The organism is Streptomyces sp. NBC_00210, assembly GCF_045160975.1.
GTDB lineage: Bacteria > Actinomycetota > Actinomycetes > Streptomycetales > Streptomycetaceae > Streptomyces.
In genome coordinates this window covers 1,460,893-1,485,704 of the sequence record NZ_CP108120.1, presented here as the reverse complement: position 1 = coordinate 1,485,704, position 24,812 = coordinate 1,460,893, and the positions used below count along the sequence as shown (strand labels likewise).

Below are 24,812 nucleotides of genomic sequence, written 5' to 3'. Positions count from 1 at the left end.
CCGGCGCGCCCGCCCCCACCGAGCAACCCGACGAGGAGGAATCCGTATGGAACAGAGGGACAGTGAGGCCGCTCGGCCGACCCTGGGCGTAGGCATGGTCGGTTACGCGTTCATGGGCGCCGCCCACTCACAGGGGTGGCGCACCGTGGGGCGCGTCTTCGACCTGCCACTGCGGCCGGTCCTCGCAGCGATCGGCGGCCGGGACGCGGCAGCAGTGCGGGCCGCGGCCGACAGACACGGCTGGGCGGCGGCGGAGACCGACTGGCGCGACCTCGTGACCCGCGACGATGTGCAGCTGGTCGACATCTGCACACCGGGGGACAGCCATGCGGAGATCGCCGTCGCGGCGCTGGCGGCGGGCAAGCACGTGCTGTGCGAGAAGCCGCTGGCCAACTCCGTCGCCGAGGCCGAGGTGATGGCGGCCGCGGCCGAACGGGCAAAGGCCAACGGTCAGTTGGCGATGGTCGGCTTCAACTACCGGCGCGTGCCCGCGATCGCGTACGCGCGCCGGCTGATCGCCGACGGCAGGCTCGGCGCCCTGCGGCACGTACGCCTGGCCTATCTGCAGGACTGGCTGGTCGACCCCGACTTCCCGCTCACCTGGCGGCTCAGGCGCGAGCACGCGGGCTCGGGGGCGCTGGGCGATCTGGGCGCGCACATCGTGGACCTCGCGCAGTATCTGGCGGGGGAGCCGCTGGTCGGGGTGTCGGCGCTGTCGGAGACCTTCGTACGGGAGCGCCCGCTGCTCGCCGGGGCCTCGGCCGGTCTCACTGCGTCGGGCGGCGCCGAGCGCGGTCAGGTCACCGTCGACGACGCGGCCCTGTTCACCGGGCGCCTCGCATCGGGGGCGCTCGCCTCCTTCGAGGCCACCAGGATGGCGTCGGGCCGCAAGAACGCCCTGCGGCTCGAACTCAACGGCGAGCTCGGGTCGCTGGCCTTCGACCTGGAGCGGCTGAACGAGCTCTCCTTCCACGACCACACCGAACCCGCGGCCTCCTCCGGCTTCCGGCGGATCCTGATCACCGAGGCGGAGCATCCGTATCTGGAGGCCTGGTGGCCGCCCGGCCACGCGCTCGGCTACGAGCACACCTTCGCCCACCAGGCCCGCGATCTGGTCCACGCGATCGCCGCGGGTACCGACCCCGCCCCGTCGTTCGCGGACGGGCTGCAGGTGCAGCGGGTGCTCGCCGCGGTGGAGGAGAGCGCCGAGAAGAACGCCGTCTACACCCCCGTAATCCCCGAGCGGACATCCGTACAGACACCCGTACAGACACCCGTACAGACATCCGTGCAGGCACAGGCTTAGGAGGTCCCCATGCCACGTCCGTTCACGCTCTTCACCGGCCAGTGGGCCGATCTGCCACTGGAGGAGGTCTGCAGGCTGGCCCGGGACTTCGGCTACGACGGCCTTGAACTCGCCTGCTGGGGCGATCACTTCGAGGTCGACAAGGCGCTCGCCGACCCTTCCTACCTCGACGGGCGGCATGCGCTGCTCGAGAAGTACGGTCTCAAGTGCTGGGCGATCTCCAACCATCTGGTCGGCCAGGCCGTCTGCGACAACCCCATCGACGAACGGCATCAGGGCATCCTGCCCGCCCGGATCTGGGGCGACGGTGAGCCCGAAGGCGTACGGCAGCGGGCCGCCGCCGAGCTGGCGGACACCGCGCGGGCCGCTGCCGCCTTCGGGGTGCGTACCGTCATCGGTTTCACGGGCTCCTCGATCTGGCATCTGGTGGCGATGTTCCCGCCGGTGCCGGAGCGGATGATCGAGCGTGGATACGAGGACTTCGCCGAGCGCTGGAACCCGGTCCTGGACGTCTTCGACGCGGAGGGCGTGCGCTTCGCCCACGAGGTGCACCCCAGCGAGATCGCGTACGACTACTGGACAACTCACCGCGCTCTGGAGGCGGTTGGTCACCGTCCCGCTTTCGGGCTCAACTTCGACCCGAGCCACTTCGTCTGGCAGGACCTGGACCCGGTCGGCTTTCTGTACGACTTCCGGGACCGGATCTACCACGTGGACTGCAAGGAGGCACGCAAGCGCCTCGACGGCCGCAACGGGCGGCTCGGCTCGCATCTGTCGTGGGGCGACCCGCGGCGCGGCTGGGACTTCGTGTCGGCCGGACACGGTGACGTCCCCTGGGAGGACGTATTCCGGATGCTGCGCTCGATCGGTTACGACGGTCCGATCTCGGTGGAGTGGGAGGACGCCGGAATGGATCGACTGATGGGCGCACCGGAAGCGCTTGCTGACCTGAAGCGGTTTGATTTCGACCCACCATCCGCCTCCTTCGATGCGGCCTTCGGGGGCGGCGACTAGTCCTTCGAAGCCCATCGACGCAGGTCTACGCCCGGCGGCGGATCCGCCGCCGGGCGGTCAAGTGTGCCCACAAGGGTCTTTGTCCTGCCGTGGGAAAAAGTTCAACTTGCCTATTGCACAAGGGCTTTCGGTCCCGGACGAACCCGACTACCGTCCCGTGAGGTGTACAGGACATAGGTGGTCCCCGGTGTGACGGCGCACTCCGGTTCCACGCTCGGCCCGCCCGGCGACTGAGGGCACCACACACTCCGCCCGTTCGACCGGCCATCCCGGAGGACATTCGTGCACTGGAAAAAGCACAGCTCGCGCAAGGCACTCGCACTGCTCGCCGGCAGCCTTCTCGCCGCCGGCTCGCTCGCCCTCACCGCGCCGCAGACGGCGCTCGCCGCCGACCCCGGACCCGCCGCGGCCGCCGAGGAATTCCAGCAGGTCACCCTCGCCAAGGGCGGTGAGGAGACCGGCGAACCGATGTCGCTGGCCGTACTGCCCGACCGCAGCGTGCTGCACACCTCCCGCAACGGCGAGCTCCGGATGACCGACAGCGCCGGCAACACCCGCGTCGTCGGCACCATCCCCGTCTACTCGCACGACGAGGAAGGCCTCCAAGGCATCGGCCTCGACCCGAAGTTCAGCACGAACCGCTTCATCTACCTCTACTACGCGCCCCCGCTGAGCACCCCCGCGGGCGACGCGCCGAACGAGGGCACCCCCGCGGACTTCGCGAAGTTCGACGGCGTCAACCGGCTCTCGCGCTTCGCCCTCAAGGCAGACGGCACGCTCGACAACGCCAGCGAGAAGAAGATCATCGACATCCCGGCGAGCCGCGGGATCTGCTGCCACGTCGGCGGCGACATCGACTTCGACGCGCAGGGCAACCTGTATCTGTCGACCGGCGACGACTCCAACCCCTTCGCCTCCGACGGATACACCCCCATCGACGAGCGGCCGGGACGCAACCCCGCGTACGACGCCCGCCGCACCTCCGGCAACACCAACGATCTGCGCGGCAAGCTGCTGAGGATCAAGGTCAACGACGACGCGACCTACTCCATACCCGACGGCAACCTCTTCGCGCCCGGGACTGCCAAGACCCGGCCCGAGATCTACGCCATGGGCTTCCGCAACCCCTTCCGGTTCAGCGTCGACAAGAAGACCGGCATCGTCTACCTCGGCGACTACGGGCCCGACGCAGGCGCGGCCGACCCGAAGCGCGGCCCCGCCGGACAGGTCGAGTTCGCCCGGATCACCAAGCCCGGCAACTTCGGCTGGCCCTTCTGCACCGGCAAGAACGACCCGTACGTCGACTACGACTTCGCGACCAAGACGTCCGGAGCGACCTTCGACTGCGCGGCCCCCAAGAACGAGTCGCCGTACAACACCGGCCTCGTCGACCTGCCGCCCGCCCAGCCGGCCTGGATCCCGTACGACGGCGGCTCCCTGCCGGAGTTCGGCACCGGCTCCGAGTCCCCGATGGGCGGACCGGTCTACCGCTACGACGCGGCCTCCACATCCCCGGTGAAGTTCCCCGAGAGCTACGACGGAGACTTCTTCGCGGGTGAGTTCGGCCGCCGCTGGATCAAGCGGATCGAGCAGGGCGAGGACGGCGCGGTCCAGTCCATCAACCCCGTTCCGTGGACCGGAACCCAGATCATGGACATGGCCTTCGGCCCCGACGGCGCGCTGTACGTACTTGACTACGGCACCGCCTGGTTCGGCGGCGACGAGAACTCCGGTCTGTACCGCATCGAGAACGCCACCGGCGGACGCTCCCCGGTCGCCGAGGCCGCCGCGAACAAGACGTCCGGCACGGCACCGCTGCGCGTCGCGTTCTCCTCGGCCAGCACATCCGACGCCGACGGCGACGCCCTCAGCTACGCCTGGGACTTCGGCGACGGCGGCACGTCCACCGCGGCCAACTCCACGTACACGTACAAGAAGAACGGCACCTACACGGCGACCCTCACCGCCAAGGACCCCAGCGGCCGGACCGGCTCCGCCAGTGTGCATGTCGTCGTCGGCAACACCGCACCCAAGGTGACCCTCGAACTCCCCGCGGAGGGCGCCCTGTTCAGCTTCGGTGACGAGATCCCCTTCAAGGTCAAGGTCACCGATCCCGAGGACGGCGCCGGCGGGCCCATCGACTGCGCCAAGGTGAAGGTGAGGTACATCCTCGGTCACGACAGCCACGGCCACCCCGTGACCACGGCCAACGGCTGCACCGGCACCATCAAGACCTCCGCCGACGGAGGCCACGACCCGAACGCGAATATCTTCGGAGTCTTCGACGCCGAGTACACCGACGGCGGAGGCGGCGGCCAGGCCCCCCTCACCAGCCACGACCAGGCACAGCTTCAGCCGCGCCACCGGCAGGCCGAGCACTTCTCCCACTCCCTGGGCATCAAGACCTACGACAAGGCCGCCGCGCACGGCGGCAAGACGGTCGGCGACATCAACAACGGTGACTGGATCTCCTTCACGCCGTACAACCTGACCGGATCGACCAAGCTCACCGCCCGCATCTCCTCCGGCGGAGCCGGCGGCTTCCTGGAGGTACGCACCGGATCGGCGACCGGGAACCTGCTGGGGTCCGCCCCGGTGCCCGTCACCGGCAGCTGGGAGACCTTCCAGGACATCGACATACCGCTGCGGTCCGTGCCCACCAGGACCACCGAACTGTTCCTGGTCTTCAAGGGCGGCGACGGAGCGCTCTACGACGTCGACGACTTCGAGCTCTCCAACACACCCGTCGACCGCACCGCCAAGAGAGTCCTGGTCTTCTCCAAGACCGCCGGGTTCCGCCACGACTCCATCCCGGCAGGCATCGCCGCACTGCAGGAACTGGGCAAGACCAGCAACATCACGGTCGACGCCACCGAGGAGGCGGCTCAGTTCACCACCAGCAACCTGGCCCGCTACGACGCCGTCGTCTTCCTGTCCACCACCGGTGACGTGCTGAACGCCGACCAGCAGAAGGCGTTCGAGAACTATGTCTCCACCGGCGGCGGCTACATGGGTGTGCACGCCGCGGCCGACACCGAGTACGACTGGGCCTTCTACGGCGGGCTCGTCGGCGCGTACTTCGCCTCGCACCCGCAGATCCAGCCCGCGACCGTACGGGTCGAGGACCACACCCACCCCTCGACCGCGCACCTGGACGACGCCTGGGAGCGCACCGACGAGTGGTACAACTACCGCACCAATCCCCGAGGTCAGGCCCGGGTGCTGGCCAGCCTGGACGAAACCACCTATCAGGGCGGCACGATGAAGGGCGACCACCCGATCGCCTGGTGCCAGACCTACCAGGGCGGCCGGGCCTTCTACACCGGCGGGGGCCACACCAAGGAGTCGTACGCCGAGCCGGCTTTCCGCGGGCACCTGCTGGGCGGGCTGCGCTATGCCACAGGTCAGGTCAACGCCGACTGCAGGCCCCGGGCCGGATACCGGCCGATCTTCAACGGCAGCACCCTGGACGGCTGGAAGCAGGCCGGACCCGGAAAGTTCAACGTCGTCGACGGCGAACTGCGCACCGAGGGCGGCATGGGCATGCTCTGGTACCAGGCCAAGGAGCTGAAGTCGTACTCGCTCAAGCTCGACTGGAAGCTGGACGGCGACGACAACTCCGGTGTCTTCGTGGGCTTCCCGGCCTCCGACGACCCCTGGTCGGCGGTGAACAACGGCTACGAGGTGCAGATCGACGCGACCGACGCACCCGACCGGACCACGGGCGCCGTCTACGGCTTCAAATCGGCGGACCTCAAGGCCCGTGACCGCGCGCTGCGGCCGCCCGGTCAGTGGAACAGCTACGAGATCCGGGTGCAGGGCGAACGTCTGCAGATTTTCCTCAACGGCGTGAAGATCAACGACTTCACCAACAGCGACCCGGTGCGCAGCCTGAAGGACGGCCACATCGGCATCCAGAACCACGGTGCCGACGACCAGGTGTCCTTCCGCAACATCCAACTCAGGGAGCTGCCCTCCTAGGTCGGACAGGGCCTGAGCGCCCCCCAGTCGGCGGCGGGCGGGGAGGCGCCGTACCCCCCGTCCGCCGTCCTCCACCACACCGAATGGCAGGGAGGCAGCCCGTGTCCGCTTCAAGAAACGTCGGGGTCTGGTTCGTCGGAGCGCGTGGGTCCGTGGCCACCACGGCCGTCGCCGGGTGCGCGGCGGTGACCGCAGGACTGCATACCCCGAACGGCATGGTGGCAGAGACCGCGCCGTTCGCCGGATCGGGGCTGCCCGCCCTGTCGTCGCTGGTCTTCGGCGGTCACGACACCGCGCACTGCCCGCTGCCCAAGCGGGCCGAGGAACTCACCGCGGCCGGGGTCCTTCCGCACGGCCTCGCGGCCGCCGTACGCGGCGAACTCGCCGCCGCCGACGAGGAGATACGTCCCGGCGGCCCGCAGAGCGGTGACATCCGCACCGACCGCGAACTGATCGCCGCCTTCGAGGCGGACATACGCGACTTCCGGGAACGGTACGAGCTCGCCCGGGTGGTCGTCGTCAACGTCTCCTCCACCGAGCCGCTGCCCGAACCGGACGCTACACGGCTGCCGCCCAGCTCGCTCTACGCCTCCGCCGCGCTGCGGGCCGGCAGCCCCTTCGTCAATTTCACCCCCTCCACCGGGCTGCGCACCGCGGCCCTCACCGACGCCGCCGCGGCCAGTGGACTTCCCCACGCGGGCCGCGACGGCAAGACCGGCCAGACGCTGCTCCGTTCCGTACTCGCCCCGATGTTCGTGCAACGCGCCCTGTCCGTACGGGCATGGTCGGGCACCAACCTGCTGGGCGGCGGGGACGGAGCGGCGCTGGCCGACCCGGGCGCAGCGGCCGCGAAGAACGCCGGCAAGGAACGTGTCCTGGCCGACACGCTGGGCCACACCCCGGAAGGGGAGGTCCACATCGACGACGTACCGGCGCTCGGCGACTGGAAGACCGCCTGGGACCACATCGCCTTCGAGGGCTTCCTCGGCTCGCGGATGATCCTCCAGACGATCTGGCAGGGCTGCGACTCGGCGCTCGCGGCCCCACTGGTCCTGGACCTGGCGAGACTGGTGGCCCGCGCCCACGAGGCGGGCCTTTCGGGGCCGCTGCCGGAACTCGGCTTCTACTTCAAGGACCCGGACGGCGGCCCGGCAGGGCTCTCGGAGCAGTTCGAGGCGCTGCTGTCGTTCGCCGGGCGACTGCGGGAGGCCCGGTGACCGTGCGGGCATGGGCGGAACTGCTACGCGTGTCGGCCCTGTTCAGCGTCCCGGGCGACGCCCTCGCGGGCGCGGCCGCTCTGGGTGCGCGCCCCAACCGTGGCACGGCGCTCGCGGTCGGCGCTTCCCTGTGCCTGTACGGGGCGGGCATGGCCCTCAACGACTGGGCCGACCGCGATGAGGACGCCGCGGACCGCCCCCACCGCCCGATTCCCTCGGGCCGCATCAGCCCCCCGGCGGCCCTCGCTGCCGCGGGCGCACTGACGGCAGCGGGCCTGGCCCTCGCGGCCCGCGCCGGCCGCCCGGCTCTGAGGGTGGGCAGTGCGCTCGGGGCGACGGTCTGGTCCTACGACCTCCACTTCAAACACACGGTGGCCGGCCCAGCGGCGATGTCGGCGGCCAGGGGTTTGGACCTGATGCTGGGGGCGGTTGCGACGGGCGGGGTCCGGCCCGGCGGGGCGGCGAGTGGGGGTGTGGTGCCGGGCGCGGGCGCGCGGGGCCTGCGGTCCGACGGGGCGGCGGGCGTCGGCGTCGTCGCCGCCGCGTTGCCGTCGGCCGTCGTGCTGGCGGCGCACACCTACGCCGTCACCGTCGTATCCCGCCACGAGGCGCAGGGCGGCTCAACGGCCGCGCCCCTCGCCGCACTCGCGGCGACACTCGGCCTCGGTGCCCTCGCGTCCCGCACCCCACGTCCCGTCTTCGCGCCGCGAAGCGTGCGAGCCGAGCTGCGGGGCGTGCCCGCGCTCCCGTCCCCGGCCCGGGGATCTGCGGGCCTGCCTCTCACCCCCGCCCGCCTCCTCGCCGCCACATACATCCGCACCGCCGCCAAACCCCTCCTCCACGCCGCCCTCAATCCGTCTCCTCCCCTCACCCAGCGCGCCGTCGGCGGCGGCATCCGGGCCATGATCCCGCTCCAGGCCGCCCTCGCCGCCCGCACCGGCGCCGGTGCCACCGCCCTCGCGGTGATGGGACTCGTCCCGCTCGCCCGCAAGCTCGCACGGAAGGTGAGCCCCACATGAGCCCAGCACCCCATCTCCGCCTCGGCTACGGCACCAACGGCCTCACCGACCTCCGGCTCACCGACGCCCTGGCCCTCCTCGCCGACCTCGGCTACGACGGCGTCGGACTGACCCTCGACCATATGCACCTCGACCCGCTCGCCCCCGACCTCGCCGCCCGCACCCGCCAAGTCGGTGCGAAACTTGGCGAGTTGGGCCTCGGAGTCACCATCGAGACCGGCGCTCGCTATGTCCTCGACCCGCGCCGCAAGCACGGCCCGTCCCTCATCGACCCGGACCCCGCCGGCCGCGCCGCCCGTACCGCCCTGCTGACCACCGCGGTACGGGTCGCCGCCGACCTCGGAGCCCACGCCGTGCACTGCTTCAGCGGCATCGCCCCCGCGGACACCGCCCCCGACACTGCCTGGAAACGGCTCGAAGAGTCCCTCACCCCCGTCCTGGACGCCGCAGCCGACGCCTGCATACCCCTCGCCATCGAACCCGAGCCCGGACACCTCCTCGCCTCCCTCGCCGACTTCCACCACCTCCGCGGCATCCTCGGCGACCCGGAACCCCTTGGGCTCACCCTCGACATCGGCCACTGCCAGTGCCTGGAGTCCGCGCCGCCCGCCGACTGTGTGCGCGACGCCGCCCCCTGGCTGCGCCACGTCCAGATCGAGGACATGCGCCGCGGCGTCCATGAACACCTCCCCTTCGGCCAGGGCGAGATCGACTTCCCGCCCGTGCTCGAAGCCCTCGCCGCCACCGGCTACCAGGGCCTGACCGTCGTCGAACTGCCCCGCCACTCCCACGCAGGCCCCGAACTCGCCCGCGCCTCCATCCAGTTTCTCCGGGCGCAGGCCCCCACTGAGGGGAGCACCGGCATGGTGACGCCGACCCGCGAGGAACTGGACGCCCAGCTCCCCGACGCCGCCCGCACCTGGCTCGCCGCAGCCCTGACCGAGGCCGCTCACGCCGCCGACGCACCCCGGATGAACCCGTCGCCGTACGCGGCACACACCTGGGAGCTGCGATTCGCCTCCGCGGGTCGCAACTGCGGCCAGAAACATGCCGACTCCGTACGCACCCTGCTCCTCGTCGCGGCCCGAGCTGACCTGGACACCCTCACCCGCCTCTACCGGCAGGGCGCCGCCGCCGAACGCCGTGCCGTACTCCTCGCCCTGCACCTCCTGGTCGACAGTCCCGCCGTCCTGCCTCTCGTCGAGGACGCCCTGCGCACCAACGACACCCGGCTGGTCGCTGCGGCCGTCGGCCCGTACGCCGCAGCACACCTCGACCCGCACTCCTGGCGGCACGCCGTCCTCAAGTGCCTGTTCACCTCAGTGCCCGTCGACGCCGTCGCCGATCTGGAGCGCCGCGCCGCGGGCGACGCCGAGCTGGCCAGGATGCTCGCCGACTACGCCGCCGAGCGCACCGCCGCCGGCCGCGAGGTGCCCCCCGATCTCAACCGCGTACTGACCCTGACCGGCGAGCAGCCCGAGCAGCCCGAGCAGTCCGAGCAGTGTGACGAGCCCGAGGAGTCCTGATGCGCATCTTCGACCCCCACATCCATATGACCTCCCGCACCACCGACGACTATCAGGCGATGTACGACGCCGGTGTCCGTGCCCTCGTCGAACCGTCCTTCTGGCTCGGCCAGCCCCGCACCTCGCCCGCCAGCTTCTTCGACTACTTCGACGCCCTGCTCGGCTGGGAGCCGTTCCGCGCCTCCCAGTACGGCATCGCCCACCACTGCACGCTCGCCCTCAACCCCAAAGAGGCGAACGACCCCCGCTGCACCCCTGTCCTGGACGCCCTGCCCCACTATCTCGAGAAGGACTCCGTCGTCGCCGTCGGCGAGATCGGCTACGACTCGATGACCCCCGCCGAGGACACCGCGCTGGCCGCCCAGCTCCAGCTCGCCGCCGACCACGGTCTGCCCGCCCTCGTCCACACCCCGCACCGCGACAAGCTCGCGGGCCTGCGTCGCACCGTCGACGTCATCCGCGAATCCGCCCTGCCCACGGACCGCGTGCTGCTCGACCACCTCAATGAGACGACCGTAAAGCACGCCACTGACAGCGGCTGCTGGCTCGGCTTCTCCATCTATCCGGACACCAAGATGGACGAGGACCGCATGGTTGCCGTCCTGAAGACCTACGGAACCGAGAAGGTGCTGGTCAACTCGGCCGCGGACTGGGGCAGGAGCGATCCGCTGAAGACCCGCAAGGTCGGCGACGCCATGCTTGTCGCAGGCTTCACCGAGGACGACGTGGACCAGGTCCTGTGGCGCAACCCCGTCGCCTTCTACGGCCTGAGCGGCCGCCTCCAGCTCGACAACCCCGAGCCGGAGTCCCTGCACGAGGGCAACTCCATCCTGCGCGGCGGGGAATGAGGAGGCAGACGCATGCGCTTCCGCCACACCGATGGCTCCACCGTCCACCTCTCGTACTGCACCAACGTCCATCCCGCGGAGGCGCTCGACGGCGTACTGGCCCAACTGCGCGACCACTGCGAACCGGTACGCAAACGCCTCGGCCGCGACCGCCTCGGCATCGGCCTCTGGCTCGCCAAGGACGCGGCCCACGCCCTGATCACCGACCCGGCGGCACTGCGCGGACTGCGCGCCGAACTCGACCGCCGCGGCCTGGAGGCCGTCACTCTCAACGGCTTCCCCTACGAGGGATTCGGCGCCGAACAGGTCAAGTACCGTGTCTACAAGCCGGACTGGACCGACCCGGAACGGCTCGCCCACACCACCGACCTGGCCCGCCTCCTCGCCGCCCTCCTCCCCGACGACGTCACCGACGGCACGGTCTCGACCCTCCCGCTGGCCTGGCGCACCCCCTTCGGCGATGCGGCGGCCGAGGCCGCGCACAGTGCACTGGCCACCCTCGCCGAGCGCCTGGACGCTCTGGAGGAGTTGACCGGCAAGTCGATACGCATCGGCCTGGAGCCGGAGCCCGGTTGCATCGTCGAGACAACCGCGGATTCGATACGTCCCCTCAGCGCGATCGCATCGCGGCGCATCGGCATCTGCATCGACACCTGCCATCTCGCAACCTCCTTCGAAGATCCGCAGGCCGCCCTGGCGGCGCTCACCGCGGCGGGCATCACCATCCCCAAGGCGCAGCTGTCCGCCGCGCTCCACGCCGAAGAACCACACCTCCCAGAAGTACGGGCGGCGTTAGCCGCCTTCGCCGAACCTCGTTTTCTGCATCAGACCCGCACCCTTACCGCGGCCGGTCTGCGCGGCACCGACGATCTCGACGAAGCACTCACGGGCGAAACGCTGCCCGAGGCCGCACCGTGGCGTGCCCACTTCCACGTCCCGCTGCACGCCCCGCCCGCTCCACCGCTCACCTCCACCCTCCCCGTACTGAAGGACACGCTGACCCGGCTCGTCGGCGGCCCGGACCCGCTCACCCGCCACTTCGAGGTCGAGACCTACACCTGGCAGGCCCTCCCGCCCGAGCTGCGCCCCCGCAACCGCACCCAGCTCGCCGACGGCATCGCCGCCGAACTCGCCCTCGCCCGCGACCTGTTGACCGACCTCGGCCTGAAGGAACTGCCGTGACAGACGCCGCACAGACCACGCCGACGCCGCTTCTGGTCCTGGACGTCGTCGGTCTCGCCCCCCAGCTCCTGGACCACATGCCGCACCTCAAAGCCCTCGCGGCCTCCGGCTCCCAAGCCCCCCTCTCCACCGTGCTGCCCGCCGTCACCTGTGCCGCCCAGTCCACCTTCCTGACCGGCGCCCTGCCGGCCGAGCACGGCATCGTCGGCAACGGCTGGTACTTCCGCGAGCTCGGCGAGGTCCTGCTGTGGCGCCAGCACAACGGTCTCGTCGGCGGGGACAAACTCTGGGCCGCCGCCCGCCGCGCCCACCCCGGCTACACGGTCGCCAATATCTGCTGGTGGTACGCCATGGGCGCGGACACCGACATCACCATCACCCCTCGCCCCGTCTACTACGCCGACGGCCGCAAGGAACCTGACTGCTACACCCGGCCCCCGGCCCTGCACGACGAACTCACCCAGCAATTCGGCACCTTCCCCCTCTTCCACTTCTGGGGGCCCGGCGCCGACCTCGTCTCCAGCCAGTGGATCACCGACGCCACCCGCCACATCCTGCGCACCCGCCACCCCGACCTGACCCTGTGCTACCTCCCGCATCTCGACTACGACCTGCAGCGTTACGGCCCCGACGACCCCCGCTCGTACCAGGCGGCCGCCGACCTCGACGCCGTCATGGCTCCCCTTCTAGACGACGCGAAGCAGGAAGGCCGCACGGTCGTCGCCCTGTCCGAGTACGGCATCACCCGCGTCAGCCGCCCCGTCGACATCAACCGCGCCCTGCGCCGCGGCGGCCTGCTGGAAGTCCACACCCAGGACGGCATGGAGTACCTCGACCCGATGGCCTCACGGGCCTTCGCCGTCGCCGACCACCAGATCGCGCACATCTACGTGCGCCGCCCCGAAGACCTGCAAGCCACCCGGGAAGCCCTCGCCGACCTCCCCGGCATCGACCAGCTCCTCGACGACGAGGGCAAGAAGAGCCACGGCCTCGACCACCCCCGCTCCGGCGAACTCGTCGCAGTCGCCGAACCCGGCGCCTGGTTCACGTACTACTACTGGCTCGACGACGCCCGGGCCCCCGACTTCGCCCAGCTCGTCGAGATCCACCGCAAGCCCGGCTACGACCCGGCCGAGCTCTTCATGGATCCCCTCGACCCGTATGTACGCCTCAAGGCGGTCAAGGCGATCGCCCGCAAGAAGCTCGGCATGCGCTACCGCCTCGCGGTCGTGCCTCTCGATCCTTCACCTATTCGCGGCAGCCACGGCCGCCTCCCCACGAGCGACGACGAAAGCCCGCTCATCCTGTGCTCCACCCCCCGCGCCGTAAGCGGCCGCGTCGCGGCCACCGATGTGAAGTCCCTGCTGCTTCAACTCGCCGGTCTCCACTGAAGCAGACGCCACTGACAACCAGGCCAGGACGACCAGGCACTGACAACGAGGAGTCATCCACATGAGCCGCACGAGCAAGACCGACGACCCCGAACTGACCCACAGGCTCAGCAGACGCGGCATGCTCGGCGTCGCCGCGGGCGCGAGTGCCGCCGCAATCGTCGGCGCGGCGGCAGGCCCGGTCGCCGCCGCGTCCCCGACGACCGCCGCCGCCCCCGGCCGGGGCCGCCCCGTCCTTCCCCCCGGCCGTCTCGGCACACAGCTCTACTCCCTGCGCGACAAGGTCTCCACCCTCGGCTTCGCGAAGGTCTTCGCCGAGCTGGAGCGCTACGGCTACGACGAGATCGAGTACGCCGGGTACACCCAGGGTTCCGCAGGCCCCATCACCCTCGCCCAGCTGAAGCGGCTCGCACACGACCACGGCCTGCGCGGCATCGGCAGCCACGTCGGCTACTACTCCAGCGACCCGAACGCCTATACCTTCGCGCAGAACCTCGACAAGGTCCTCGACGACGCCCAGGCTCTCGGCCTCAAGCACATCGGCACCGCGTCCGGACCCTTCCGCTACGGCTCCACCGTCGACGCCTGGAAGCGTGCCGCCGAGGAGTTCAACACCTACGGAGCCGCGGCCCGCGCGCGGGGCATGAAGTTCTACCAGCACAACCACGCCGAGGAGTTCTCCTTCGCCACCGACCAGCCGAAGGTCCGCCTCTACGACGTCCTGCTCGCCGAGACCGATCCCGGTCTGGTCCATCTGGAAATGGACATCTACTGGGCGCACGTGGGCCAGTTCCGCTTCAGCAAGCGAGCCGACGGCACGCCCGCACCCTTCGACCCCCTGCGCTATGTGCTCGAGCAGCCCCACCGCTACCCGCTCTTCCACGTGAAGGACGGCGTCCATGACGAAGCCGCCCGCGACGGCTACCGGATGGTGGACGTCGGGGACGGCGACATCGACTACCAGCGCTTCATCTCCGCGGTGAACAAGACCCCCGGCGGCTACCGCAACCATCACTGGCAGACCGAACACGACAACCCCGTCGAGTCGTTCGCGTTCGCGCGGAAGTCCAGCGAGCACCTGCACTCGCTGCGCGAGACGGATTGCTAGTTCGCACGGCCTCGGCCCGCCGTAGACCGCCGCGTACACAGCCCCGTACACAGCTCGTTGACCGCCCGTCGGCGCACGCCGCCGACGGGCGTCTCGCGTGCTCGGGGTCGTGCGCGGCAGATCTTGCTACCGACCAGTAGAGGGAACGTTGCCTTCCGTACATCATGAGCCGCGAGCATGCCAAGACCCTTTCCGTCCGTTCGGGACCGAAAGGCTGCCCTGAACTGTTCCGAAACCCAGGAGAACCCCCCATGCATGCACGCAATTGGCGAATCCGGTCGGTGGCAGGCGTCGCCGCGCTGGCTTTCACCATGGCCACACCCGTGGCATCGGCAGCGTCACATCAGACGGCACAAACGGCACAGTCGAGCCGTGCCACTGCGCAGCTTCTGGATGTCGACTACGAGACGTGGCAGCGTGATGTGGCGGCCGTCGCCGCCGTCGCCCGCCCCTACATCGAGCAGCGAACCTCGAACGCGTCCGGCCAGAAGCTGGCGATCGTCCTGGACATCGACAACACCTCGCTCGAGACGGATTTCCACGGCTTCTGGAAGTACCCGACCCCCGCGGTCAAGCCGGTCCTCGACCTCGCCTGGTTCGCGGACTCCCGCGGCGTGGACGTCTTCTTCGTCACCGCACGCCCGGGCATCATCTACTCGCTCACTTCGTACAACCTGAAGAAGGTCGGATACCCGGTCTCCGGTCTGTACGTCCGGGATCTGCCCGACCTGTTCGACGAGGTCAGCGAGTACAAGACCGGCAAGCGCGCGGAGATCGAGGCGAACGGCCACACCATCATCGCCAACATCGGCAACAAGTCCAGTGACCTGGTGGGCGGTCACGCCGAGCGGACGTTCAAGCTGCCCGACTACGACGGCCAGTTGTCATGACACCGGGTGGCCGCGGCGCACCGGATTCCCGGCCGCCGCGGCCGCCCCTGGCTGTGCTCGATCCGGCCGAGGTCGACCGAAGTCCCTGACTCGGGACATTGCCGCCAAGCCCGGTCGCGTGGGACTCGTCTCCAAGTCGGGCACGCTCCCCTATCAACTGATGTACGAGCTGCGGGGGATAGGTTTCTCGTCCGCGTGACACCGAGGAGCGCGCCACGGCGTACGTCGCCGACCACAGCAGCAAGCCGAGTGCGTGCCACCCACTCACGGTCCCACCGTCCGGCCCCTCCCGCCCTCTTCCGAGCGGAGACCACCCTCATGGCGCTCACCCTCACCGCACCCACTCGCACCGCAGCCACTCTCACCCTCAAGCCGGGCACGGCTTGGCCCGACGCCTGGCAGCGCGCTCTCGCCGTCGCACCCGAGGCCTTCCGGGACGACCGCGTACTGAACCTCTGGTCGGCGAGCTGGCACGCCGACGGCAGCGCCCTGCCCGCCACCAGCCCGGTCGACGGAAGCCCGATCGCGGGCCCGCCGCGACTGGATGCCGCCACCGCCCAGCAGGCGGTACGTGCCTCGCTCGACCAGCACCGCGCCTGGCGGCAGGTACCCATCGACGAGCGCCGGGCCCGCGTCGCCGCCGCCCTCGACGCGCTGACCGAACACCGTGAACTGCTCGCCCTGTTGCTGGTCTGGGAGATCGGCAAGCCGTGGCGGCTCGCCCAGGCCGACGTCGACCGTGCGATCGACGGAGTGCGCTGGTACGTCGACGGAATCGAGCCGATGCTGGCGGGGCGCACCGCGCTGACCGGCCCGGTCTCCAACATCGCCAGCTGGAACTACCCGATGTCCGTCCTCGTCCACGCGATGCTTGTGCAGGCGTTGGCGGGCAACGCGGTCATCGCCAAGACCCCGACGGACGGCGGCGTCGCCTGCCTCACCCTCGCGAGCGCACTCGCGGCCCGCGAAGGCATCCCCATCACGCTCGTCAGCGGCAGCGGCGGCCAGCTCTCGGAAGCGCTCGTCCGCTCCCCGGAGATCGGCTGCGTCTCCTTCGTGGGCGGCCGCGACACCGGAGCCCGTATCGCCACCGCGGTCGCCGACCTCGGCAAGCGGCACATCCTGGAGCAGGAGGGCCTGAACACCTGGGGCATCTGGAACTACAGCGACTGGGACGCGCTGACCGGCGTGATTCCCAAGCTCTTCGACTACGGCAAGCAGCGGTGCACCGCGTACCCGCGTTTCGTGGTCCAGCGCGAACTGTTCGCCGACTTCCTCGCCGCCTATCTCCCCGCCGTACGCTCCATCCGCACCGGCCACCCGCTGGCGGTCGAGAACCCCTCCGACCCGCTGCCGGCCCTGGACTTCGGCCCGCTGATCAACGCGGCGAAGGCCAAGGAGCTGGGCGAGCAGGTCGCCGAGGCGATCGACCGGGGGGCCGTGCCCCTGCACCGGGGCACACTGGCCGACGGCCCGTTCCTGGCGGGCCAGGACACCTCGGCGTATCTGCCGCCAGTGACGCTGCTGGGGCCCCCGCCCTCCTCGCCGCTGCACCACGCGGAGCCGTTCGGCCCGGTCGACACGATCGTCCTGGTCGACACGGAGGCGGAGCTGCTCGCCGCGATGAACGCCTCCAACGGCGCGCTGGTCGCGACCCTTTCGACCGATGACCAGGAGACGTACGAGCGGCTGGCCCCGCAGATCCGTGCCTTCAAGACGGGCCACGGAAAGCCCCGTTCCCGGGGCGACCGCGACGAACTCTTCGGCGGCTTCGGGGCGTCCTGGCGGGGCGCCTTCGTCGGCGGCGAGCTGCTGGTCCGTGCCGTGACCGACGGTCCGGCGGGGGAGCGGCTGCCGGGCAACTTCCCCGACTACCACCTGATGCCGTGACCCCTGCCGTGACCTTGTGACCGGTTCAGCCGACTGACCGGTTCAGCCGATCCCTTGGCGGTCTGGCAGGAGCGCGAACTCCCGCTCGGCCGCCTCGGGAACGACCCGCGCCACCGCCTGAACCAGCAGCGCACGGTGCCTGAGCAGCGGATCCTTGCGCTCCTCGGGCACGAGCAGCAGCAGATCGTCGATCCCGGCGATCAGCCGCCGGCTGACCTGCGGATTGCCAGTCGAGTGGAGCCGCACCTCGGCGAGGGCCAGATCGACGAGATCCGTCCACTCCGGCACGTCCTGCACCAGACGCACCGCGCCCTTGTGATCCCGGTAATGAACGGCCCCGAGCGGCTTCCTCGCCATCACCGACAGAAACTGCACGATGCGGTCCAGACACTGCACGGCGGTCGTCGGATCGTTCACGGCGGGCGACAGTGCCCTCAGCGCGATGTCCGACAACTGCCGCAGCCCGAAACCGAGATCCTGGAGAAAGGTGCGCTCAACCCCCACGGACACGGTGTAACGCAACGCCGACCGCGAGGGCTCGCCGGTCCCGTGTACGGCCAGCATCGGCGTCCCGGGCACCACGAAATCCCCGATTCGCGGAATGAGCCGCAGCACGACCCCCTGCCGCCGGGCGGCCCGCACCAGCCGCGCGACATTCACATCCCGCAGCACCCCGGGCCGCCCCCGATACGGAATCCACCCACTCTCCGGCGCGAGCGGCGCGGGCTCCCGCTCCCCGGCCGGCGCTCTCTCCACCATGTGCAGGGCCTCATGCGCGATGCGGTCGACGACCGGTCCGACCTGCATCAGCCGTAGCATGGCGCTCACATAGGCGATGAACAGCAGCAGACTCAGCGTGAGCAGCACCATGGTCAGCAGACTCTGCAGCCACGGCACGGAGGTCACCCGGCGCGGATTGGTCTCGCTCTCGTACGAGGTCAGCACGAGGAGCGAGAACAGGAACGTCGCGAGGAAGACCGTCAGCGTCGCCTTGCTGATCCGGCTCCGTACGAAGATCCGCACCACGCGGGGAGTGAGCTGCCCGCTCGCCATCTGGACGGCGACCAGCGAGATGCTGAAGACGACACCGATGAAGGTCATCATCGCCGAGCTGATGGTCGTGACGATCGTCTTGGTGTCCTCGACGATCGAGATCAGATCGCTGAGATCGTCGTACGCCTGCTCGTCCTGGAGATACCTGACGATCTTGTTGTCCAGCGACGAGGCACCCCACCACAGCGCGACGGACAGGACCAGCCCTACGGTCGGCGCGAACCAGAAGGTGTCCCGCAGATGCTCGCGCAGCTGCGTGACCGCGCGGGGAGGGCGATAGCGGCGATCACTCACGCAGTCGACCGTAGCGTCACCCTGCGCATGTGTATGGATACACGCTGTACGGCTTGAGGTGGGCTCGAGCCCTTCTTTGTCCACAACCCGTTACTGAGGTTGAACTCGTGATGTCGTCTCGCTGCTCAGGCTGCTCTGATGGTCAGCCCGGTCTCTGCCGGGCAGCCGTCTATGAGGTGGCTGCGGTACTGGATGTGCCGTAGGCCGAGCCGGATGCGCTGGACGAGGTGTTCGGGGTACTGAAGGCGGCGTTGGAGAGCCAGCCGCGTCGCAGAAGGGAGCAGATCCCTTCGACCGGATTGAGGTCGGGCGCGTAGGGCGGCAGGTAGTAGATGGTCAGCCGGTCCCGGGCCGCCGCCCACCGCCGCAACTCGGCGGCTTTGTGGACGCTGAGGTTGTCACAGACGAGCCCGATCGGGCCGCCGAGCTGCTGGTGTGCTGCGGTCAGCAGGTCCCGGTAGTCGCGCCAGGAGAAGCTCTTGCGCCCGTCGCGTTGGCCGTCGTCCCGGCGCCGCCGGTAGACCAGCCTTGAGCGGTGGCCGGGTTTGTAGCAGGTCAGCGCCGCGATCGAGACGCGTCTGCGGGAACGGCCGCGGACCCGAACCAGATCCGGGCGAGCGTCCATCGTTGGTCCTCCCGGCTGTGCGCGGCCGGACCCTTGGCCAGATCCGCCTCCAGCTGCGTGAACTGCTTCTGGTTGAGCCTCGGCAGCGACGCCGGCCCCTGCGACCGCAGCGCCCGCGGACCGCCCTCGTTCCATGCCCGCCGCCACCGCTGCACCGACCGGACGACCCGCAGGTCCTCGGCGATCAGTGCACTCGCCTCACCCCGAGCGAACCGCTCCGCGGCCTGGAGCGGTAACCCCTCGCGAGACTCCTGGCGTTCGGCGGTCAGCCCGCCCCTCGTGGATACCGCATGCCGCCGGCGATACCGCAGCGGACGACCAGCCGTCAGTGTGACTTGGCGCTTCAGTTGGCGAGTTGAGCATTGTGGTCGGCGAGCGAGGCGATCTCGCCCCGACACGCAAGCTCTCGCCGCCCGAATCGACCGAGACGCCGCAGCCCAACCCACCCGGGGTCATGGCGCATGAGCACATAAGGCTCACGTGTCGGGGTGTCGTTAAGGCTCCGCGTCAGGACCGGGCGAGGACGCAGAACTCGTGGCCCTCCGGGTCGGCCAGGCAGGTCCACGGGACGTCGCCCTGGCCGAGGTCGAGATCGGTGGCGCCGAGGGCCCGCAGCCGGGCCACCTCCGCTGCTTTGTCGTCACCGGGGTCCGGCACCAGGTCAAGATGGACGCGGTCCGGCACGGTCTTCACGCCAGTGCGGAGGAACTCGAGATACGGGCCGACACCCTTGGCGGAGCGCCACACCGCATGATCATCGGTGACCTCGTGCAGGGTCCAGTCCATCGCCTCGTCCCAGAACCGGGCCATGGCCCGCGGATCCGCGCAGTCGACCACCACCCGGGCGATCGGCCCGGTGTCCTGGTAGATCTCCCGAGGCTCCAGCACGCAGAACTCGTTGCCCTCGGGGTCGGCGAGGACCGTCCACGGCACTTTGCCCTGGCCCACGTGGGCGGGCGTCGCACCGAGAGCCTGGAGGCGCGCGACCAACTCCGCCTGATGGGCTGCAGAGGTGGTGGCGAGATCGAGGTGCACACGGTTCTTTGTTGTCGTCTTGGGTTCCGGGACGGCAATGACGTCGACGCAGACGGTGACCGGGTCCAGCCAATCGAAGCCGACGGGTTGAGCGGCGGTCGCGCCGGGTTCCTCGCTGGTAACACGCCAGCCCAGCGCCTCCGCCCAGAACCGGCCGACCGCCGAGTCATCAAGAGCCTTTATGTTCACCAGAACAGGTCGCAGTGTCATGCCGGCGATCCTATGCACCCGCTCTGCAACGGCATCCGCACCGTCGTCAAACAGGGATCAACTCGCTCACCAGCCGCAATGCTCAGCTCGCCAACCAGAGCGCTCAGCCCCGCCAGGTGAACTGCGCGTTCGATCTGGCGGGACGGGTCGCCGACGCGGTCACCTGGGAAGAGGGAGACGAGCTGCAGGCGATGGCCGCGGCGCAGTCGTGTTCCGCCGGCCGCAGCCTGCCTCCCCTGCCCGGCACCGGGCGTCCGCACGATGTGCCGCAAGTACCTCCCGGAGCCGACGCGCCGGCTCCATGCGCCGATTTGATGCGGCACGTCACGCGGCCCTCACCGCTCTGGCGCAGGCGGCCGCCACCAGCGGCGGGGACCCGCACCGTCCTGCATCAGCCTCGAACAACACGGCGGCACGGTGGGGTGCACGTTGCGCTCCAGGGGCCGTTGCGCTCCAGCATGCGCACAACGAGATGGGCGTGCTCACCGCGTGTCGGTCACTCCCCTCCCATCGAGACGATCGTCGCGATCCACAGTTCGCGGGCTCCCCCCCTCGCCAGTGAGGTCGACGGCCTTGCCCCGCAGCCGCAGGAGCGGTCCGACGAGCAAGCCGAGAGTGTCTTCGGCTCCGGAGGCGTACACCGACAGTTCGTCGTCCGTCGTCCGCAGCACGAAGGCCAACACCGGTCGGTTGTCCGGGCCGATGACTGGGGGTACTGCGTGCAGCGTGCCGACGAATTCCCGTTCCGGTTCGGGCCGCGCCGCATACCACGGCTGCCTGCGGTGGACGTCGACGACTTCAGGTGGGTGCATCAAACGGGCGGTGTGTAGGCGGCAACGTAGACTGTCTGCGGACCGGACGGGACGTTGTAGCCGTGGACGCGCACCTTCCAGACGCCGCCCGCTATGGGCGCGGAGACCCGGCACCGCTCGAAGACGCTGTTGACCGAAATGCTCGATGCCCGGACGTTTCCGGAGGGATCGACCAAGGACAGGTCGATGTCGTTGTGAGCAGCACCGTGTTCGGGCCACCAGATCGCGGCATCGATTGTCTGGGCTGTGCCGCCGACCATGCCGAAATCGATGTCGATCACCGCGTGATGGGCGACGCTCACTTTCCCGAACACCTGCAGGCCGTCAAATGGCAGGCGCAACGGGCCGGCGCCGGATGTGTTGTCGAACGGGTGTGGTCTCTGGCCGGAGAGGATGAGGTTCGCGTAGACCTGGCCCGGGTCGATCGAGCCGGTGCCGCCGCGTAGCCAGTTACGCACGAGTGCTGCCGCGCCGCTCGCGTAAGGCGTTGCGCCGCTCGTGCCGTTGAAGACTCGCCTCGCGGTGTCCGACGTGTTGCTTGCCGTCTCGGTGTTGGTCGGGGCCTGGATGTCGGGCTTGAATCGGCTGTCCGCAGTGGGGCCGCGACTTTGACTGGTGATCTGCTGGAGGGTCTGGACGTCGAAGTTCCCGACTCCGATGGCCCGACGGGCGTTGGCTGGGCAGTTCACGGTACTTGCGTTGGGGCCGTTGTTCCCGTTGGCGGCGATCACCACGGCGCCGGCGTCGAACGCCGCGTCAGCAGCCTGGGCGATCGCGCTTTGGTGGTCACCGGACCCCTGCATCTCAGCCACGATCACGCGGTCAAGCACCTGCACCGCGGCCTGGAAGCCGCGCACTGTCGCCGCCCCATCGAGCCCCCCGCAGGGCGTGGCGGTTGCGTAGACCTTGAAGCTGTCCAGGGTGATTCCGGTTACGCCGCGGAAGTCGTTTCCCTGGTTGGTATTGGCCGTGATGATCGCCGCCGATGACGTGCCATGGTTCCAGCAATCGTCGTTGGGGTTGAGGTTGGTACCGGAGTTGCAATCCGCGCCGCCGTTGATGCAGTCCCGGCGAATGTCGACATGCGAGGGATTTGTGAACAGCGTGTGGCTGAATCGCACGCCGGTGTCGAGCAGTCCGATCCAACCCGCAGTCTGCCCGAGGTTGAAGTACGGGTCGGTGTTGATGCGGGCCCGCCCGTCGTCCACCTCGTCCTGCGGTGGTTCTTCGCCGGAAAAGCGAGGCTCGATCGACACGACATCCTCGCGTGCTGCGACGCGCTCCACCGACTTGAGTGGCATCTCGGCCAGGACGCCGTTGATAATCCAGAACCGCTCCAGCAGCTTCGCCTCGTAATCGGCCAGCTGGGCCTCCAACTGCTGGTAGCCCGGTGCCCGCTGCGCTTCGATCGAGCGCACCAATTCCTGTGCCCGGTCGAGCAGCCGACGGTTGCGGTCCGAGTCCCGCGACTCGTCGATCGCGGGCTCGGGAAAGCGGGGGATCGACACAGGGTCCGCGAGGACAACGACGGTCTGTTCCCGTTCGTCACCCGACCTGTTCGCCAGCCACTCGCGTAGCTTTGGATGGACCTTGTCCCGGTTGTGCTGCGGCTCGGGCTCGCCCACCTGCTTGGGCTCTTGCTCCTGCGGGTAGTACACCGCGTCGTCGGGGAGCGGGTGTGCCTCGACCTGCTCAGCCGCTCCATTGCTCAGTCGAGCGTGGTACATGACGTTGAAGACGTCCTCGTCTTCGCGTCCTGTCGGATCGGTAGCGTTTGTCCTGTCTGTCATGGCTGCTTTCCCATTCGGCTGTCGATGCTTTGCCCATGCGCGGGATTTGCCGCACCCGCAGAGTCCGTCTGTGTGGCTGCCCCTTGCAGACAGGCCAATCCACAGTCAGCGCTCTTGGCTCCCAATCGCTGTGCCCGCTCCGCTTGCGGCGCTGTTTCCTGTCAGGGAGAGGAGAAAGTCCACGAAGTGATCGGCCATCGGCTCATCAAGGAGCGGTTCCAGGAAGAGGAACTGGCCTTGCGGGTTCACTTCGAGCCACACTGGCTCCCCGTCCGGTGTCAGCTTGAGGTCCACGATGCCCATCCGTAGCCCGAGCTGACGCAGCACCGCCGTCACTCGCTGCGCCACATCCTCCGGAACGCTCCATTTGGCCATGGCGACGTTGAGGTTCGGGCGCCAGTCAAGGGCGTCGGTCTCGATGAGCGCGGCGTACATCTGCTCACCGAAACAGTTGAGCCTTATGTGCCGACGGCCCTCGATGTACTCCTGATAAGTGGCGGGACACACCTTGAACGACGCTGCCGGGATCGGCGCCGGGTCGTCGATGTACTGCGTGAACATCAACGGTCCGCGAGCTCCGACCACAGGTTTGACGATGGCCCGGCCGACTTGCTGGGTGAATGCAACAACTTCCTCGCGCGACTGTGAGACGAGCGTCTGTGGCACTCGGAACCCGGCCTGTTTCGCCACCGCAAGTTGGTACAGCTTGTCCGCGGCGCGATCGGTCGCGTCCGGAGGCGAAATCCACTGCCCCTGGAACTCTGCGGCAAGAGCCCCGGCAAGCGCCCCGCGGCAGTCGTTGTTCACAAGGCTTCGCTCGTGCTCGCCGGTCGCGTGAACTGTAGCCTCTTGATCGGCTCGCACCCGCCGCCACCAGACCAGCGACGCATCCTTGATGGGGATCGCGATTCCCTCAGAGCTCCGTATGGTGGCCGGCGTGTCTCCGTGCGAGCGCCAGGAGAGGCTGTGCCCACCGCTGATCCTGTCGCACTCGACGATGTGGAAGTCGTGGTATCCCCGGCTGCGTGCCGCGTGTTGGATGGCAAGGGCATGGAATTCGTTGTGGGTTGAAATGGTGAGGATCACGTCACTGGAGTGCGCAGTCGTCGCTGATGCACTTGTTGTTGCCGGGTGACCCCGACTCGCTTGCCCTACCCACCAGATTGTCGGCGACTATCTCGATCCCGGTTGTCATGCGGACCGCGGCTTCCCATGCGCGCAGTTCCTCGGGAGTCTCCATGGGAATGAACGCGTTGGGCTGAACGGTCAGTACGACAGGGGGCGGCATCTTGACGAAGCCTTCTGCATTCTCGTCTATGGGTTCGCCGAGCTTGAACTCAGCCATCGCTCTCACCTCAGAAATAGGAGCGAATCTGCATTTACCCGTACCTCCATGAGACCACTGTTGCGCTCGGCGAACAAATCATGACTGAGAGTAGTCTCTGAGGGTTGTACTTCCAGTGCTGGCTCGATTGTCCGGTGCTCGGTAGTTGCCCCCGGGACGGGCAGCCGGGCTCGCCGGTCACCGCCACGTTCACCAATCCTCGCGGACAAGGGCTTTGCAGGCCTGGTTGGTCGACGCGTCGGGTGTACCTGTTTGACGTACAGACGCTGTCCGATC

The 24,812-nt window shown here is 69.1% G+C and carries 18 protein-coding genes and 3 pseudogenes; 14 read left to right on the top strand and 7 right to left on the bottom strand.

The annotated features are described in order from the left end of the window. Positions 1-46 precede the first annotated feature (46 nt). From OG729_RS06705 to OG729_RS06640, 14 genes and pseudogenes are all read left to right on the top strand, one after another. The gene (locus OG729_RS06705; protein WP_405804909.1) at positions 47-1,306 is read left to right on the top strand and encodes a Gfo/Idh/MocA family protein; all 1,260 of its coding nucleotides are present in this window, start codon (positions 47-49) and stop codon (positions 1,304-1,306) included. A gap of 9 nt (positions 1,307-1,315) precedes the next feature. After that, entirely contained in the window at positions 1,316-2,320 is a 1,005-nt protein-coding gene (locus OG729_RS06700; protein WP_405804908.1) for a sugar phosphate isomerase/epimerase family protein, read from the top strand. Between the two features lie 282 nt (positions 2,321-2,602). Then, positions 2,603-6,301, top strand: coding sequence for a ThuA domain-containing protein (locus OG729_RS06695; protein WP_405804907.1), 3,699 nt, complete (start codon positions 2,603-2,605; stop codon positions 6,299-6,301). An 83-nt stretch (positions 6,302-6,384) separates the two neighbouring features. Next, a complete protein-coding gene (locus OG729_RS06690; protein ID WP_405804905.1) occupies positions 6,385-7,518 on the top strand; it encodes an inositol-3-phosphate synthase in 1,134 nt (377 codons plus the stop codon). A 2-nt stretch (positions 7,519-7,520) separates the two neighbouring features. Continuing rightward, positions 7,521-8,537 carry an SCO3242 family prenyltransferase gene (locus tag OG729_RS06685; protein ID WP_405811073.1) on the top strand — a complete coding sequence of 339 codons (1,017 nt, stop codon included), beginning with the start codon at positions 7,521-7,523 and terminating at the stop codon, positions 8,535-8,537. Next, positions 8,534-9,388: pseudogene (locus tag OG729_RS06680) on the top strand (sugar phosphate isomerase/epimerase family protein); the annotation flags it as partial. The gene OG729_RS06685 and the pseudogene OG729_RS06680, both read left to right, overlap by 4 nt. Positions 9,389-9,400: 12 nt before the next feature. Further along, positions 9,401-10,063 carry an EboA domain-containing protein gene (locus OG729_RS06675; protein WP_405811072.1) on the top strand — a complete coding sequence of 221 codons (663 nt, stop codon included), beginning with the start codon at positions 9,401-9,403 and terminating at the stop codon, positions 10,061-10,063. Continuing rightward, positions 10,063-10,911: a TatD family hydrolase gene (locus OG729_RS06670; protein ID WP_405804903.1), complete on the top strand. Its 849-nt coding sequence runs from the start codon at positions 10,063-10,065 to the stop codon at positions 10,909-10,911. The genes OG729_RS06675 and OG729_RS06670 overlap by 1 nt, the downstream gene beginning before the upstream one ends. A gap of 12 nt (positions 10,912-10,923) precedes the next feature. After that, entirely contained in the window at positions 10,924-12,093 is a 1,170-nt protein-coding gene (eboE, locus tag OG729_RS06665; protein ID WP_405804901.1) for a metabolite traffic protein EboE, read from the top strand. Continuing rightward, positions 12,090-13,484: a nucleotide pyrophosphatase/phosphodiesterase family protein gene (locus tag OG729_RS06660; RefSeq protein ID WP_405804900.1), complete on the top strand. Its 1,395-nt coding sequence runs from the start codon at positions 12,090-12,092 to the stop codon at positions 13,482-13,484. The genes eboE and OG729_RS06660 overlap by 4 nt, the downstream gene beginning before the upstream one ends. A 61-nt stretch (positions 13,485-13,545) precedes the next feature. Next, entirely contained in the window at positions 13,546-14,592 is a 1,047-nt protein-coding gene (locus OG729_RS06655) for a sugar phosphate isomerase/epimerase family protein (protein WP_405804899.1), read from the top strand. Between the two features lie 251 nt (positions 14,593-14,843). Further along, on the top strand, positions 14,844-15,482 hold the full coding sequence (locus OG729_RS06650; RefSeq protein WP_405804898.1) for an HAD family acid phosphatase: 639 nt from the start codon (positions 14,844-14,846) through the stop codon (positions 15,480-15,482). 103 nt (positions 15,483-15,585) lie between these two features. Further along, positions 15,586-15,678 (top strand): annotated as a pseudogene (locus OG729_RS06645) (succinate--CoA ligase subunit alpha); the annotation flags it as partial. A 122-nt stretch (positions 15,679-15,800) separates the two neighbouring features. After that, the gene (locus OG729_RS06640; RefSeq protein WP_405804897.1) at positions 15,801-17,372 is read left to right on the top strand and encodes an aldehyde dehydrogenase family protein; all 1,572 of its coding nucleotides are present in this window, start codon (positions 15,801-15,803) and stop codon (positions 17,370-17,372) included. Positions 17,373-17,414: 42 nt separating this feature from the next. On the opposite strand, the gene OG729_RS06635 is transcribed toward OG729_RS06640, so the two are convergent. The 7 genes and pseudogenes from OG729_RS06635 to OG729_RS06605 all read right to left on the bottom strand — a co-directional run bounded on the left by OG729_RS06635 (position 17,415) and on the right by OG729_RS06605 (position 24,536). After that, a complete protein-coding gene (locus tag OG729_RS06635; RefSeq protein WP_405804895.1) occupies positions 17,415-18,719 on the bottom strand; it encodes a DUF2254 domain-containing protein in 1,305 nt (434 codons plus the stop codon). Between the two features lie 125 nt (positions 18,720-18,844). Continuing rightward, a pseudogene (locus OG729_RS06630) lies at positions 18,845-19,344 on the bottom strand (transposase). 507 nt (positions 19,345-19,851) lie between these two features. Next, positions 19,852-20,589, bottom strand: a complete 738-nt coding sequence (locus OG729_RS06625; protein WP_405804894.1) for a VOC family protein — start codon at positions 20,587-20,589, stop codon at positions 19,852-19,854. Positions 20,590-21,071: 482 nt separating this feature from the next. Next, positions 21,072-21,401 carry a hypothetical protein gene (locus tag OG729_RS06620; protein ID WP_405804892.1) on the bottom strand — a complete coding sequence of 110 codons (330 nt, stop codon included), beginning with the start codon at positions 21,399-21,401 and terminating at the stop codon, positions 21,072-21,074. Next, on the bottom strand, positions 21,401-23,191 hold the full coding sequence (locus OG729_RS06615) for a S8 family peptidase (protein WP_405804891.1): 1,791 nt from the start codon (positions 23,189-23,191) through the stop codon (positions 21,401-21,403). The genes OG729_RS06620 and OG729_RS06615 overlap by 1 nt, the downstream gene beginning before the upstream one ends. Positions 23,192-23,296: 105 nt before the next feature. After that, entirely contained in the window at positions 23,297-24,277 is a 981-nt protein-coding gene (locus OG729_RS06610; protein WP_405804889.1) for a RimK family alpha-L-glutamate ligase, read from the bottom strand. A 1-nt stretch (position 24,278) separates the two neighbouring features. Then, a complete protein-coding gene (locus OG729_RS06605) occupies positions 24,279-24,536 on the bottom strand; it encodes a hypothetical protein (protein WP_360881058.1) in 258 nt (85 codons plus the stop codon). Positions 24,537-24,812: the final 276 nt, after the last annotated feature.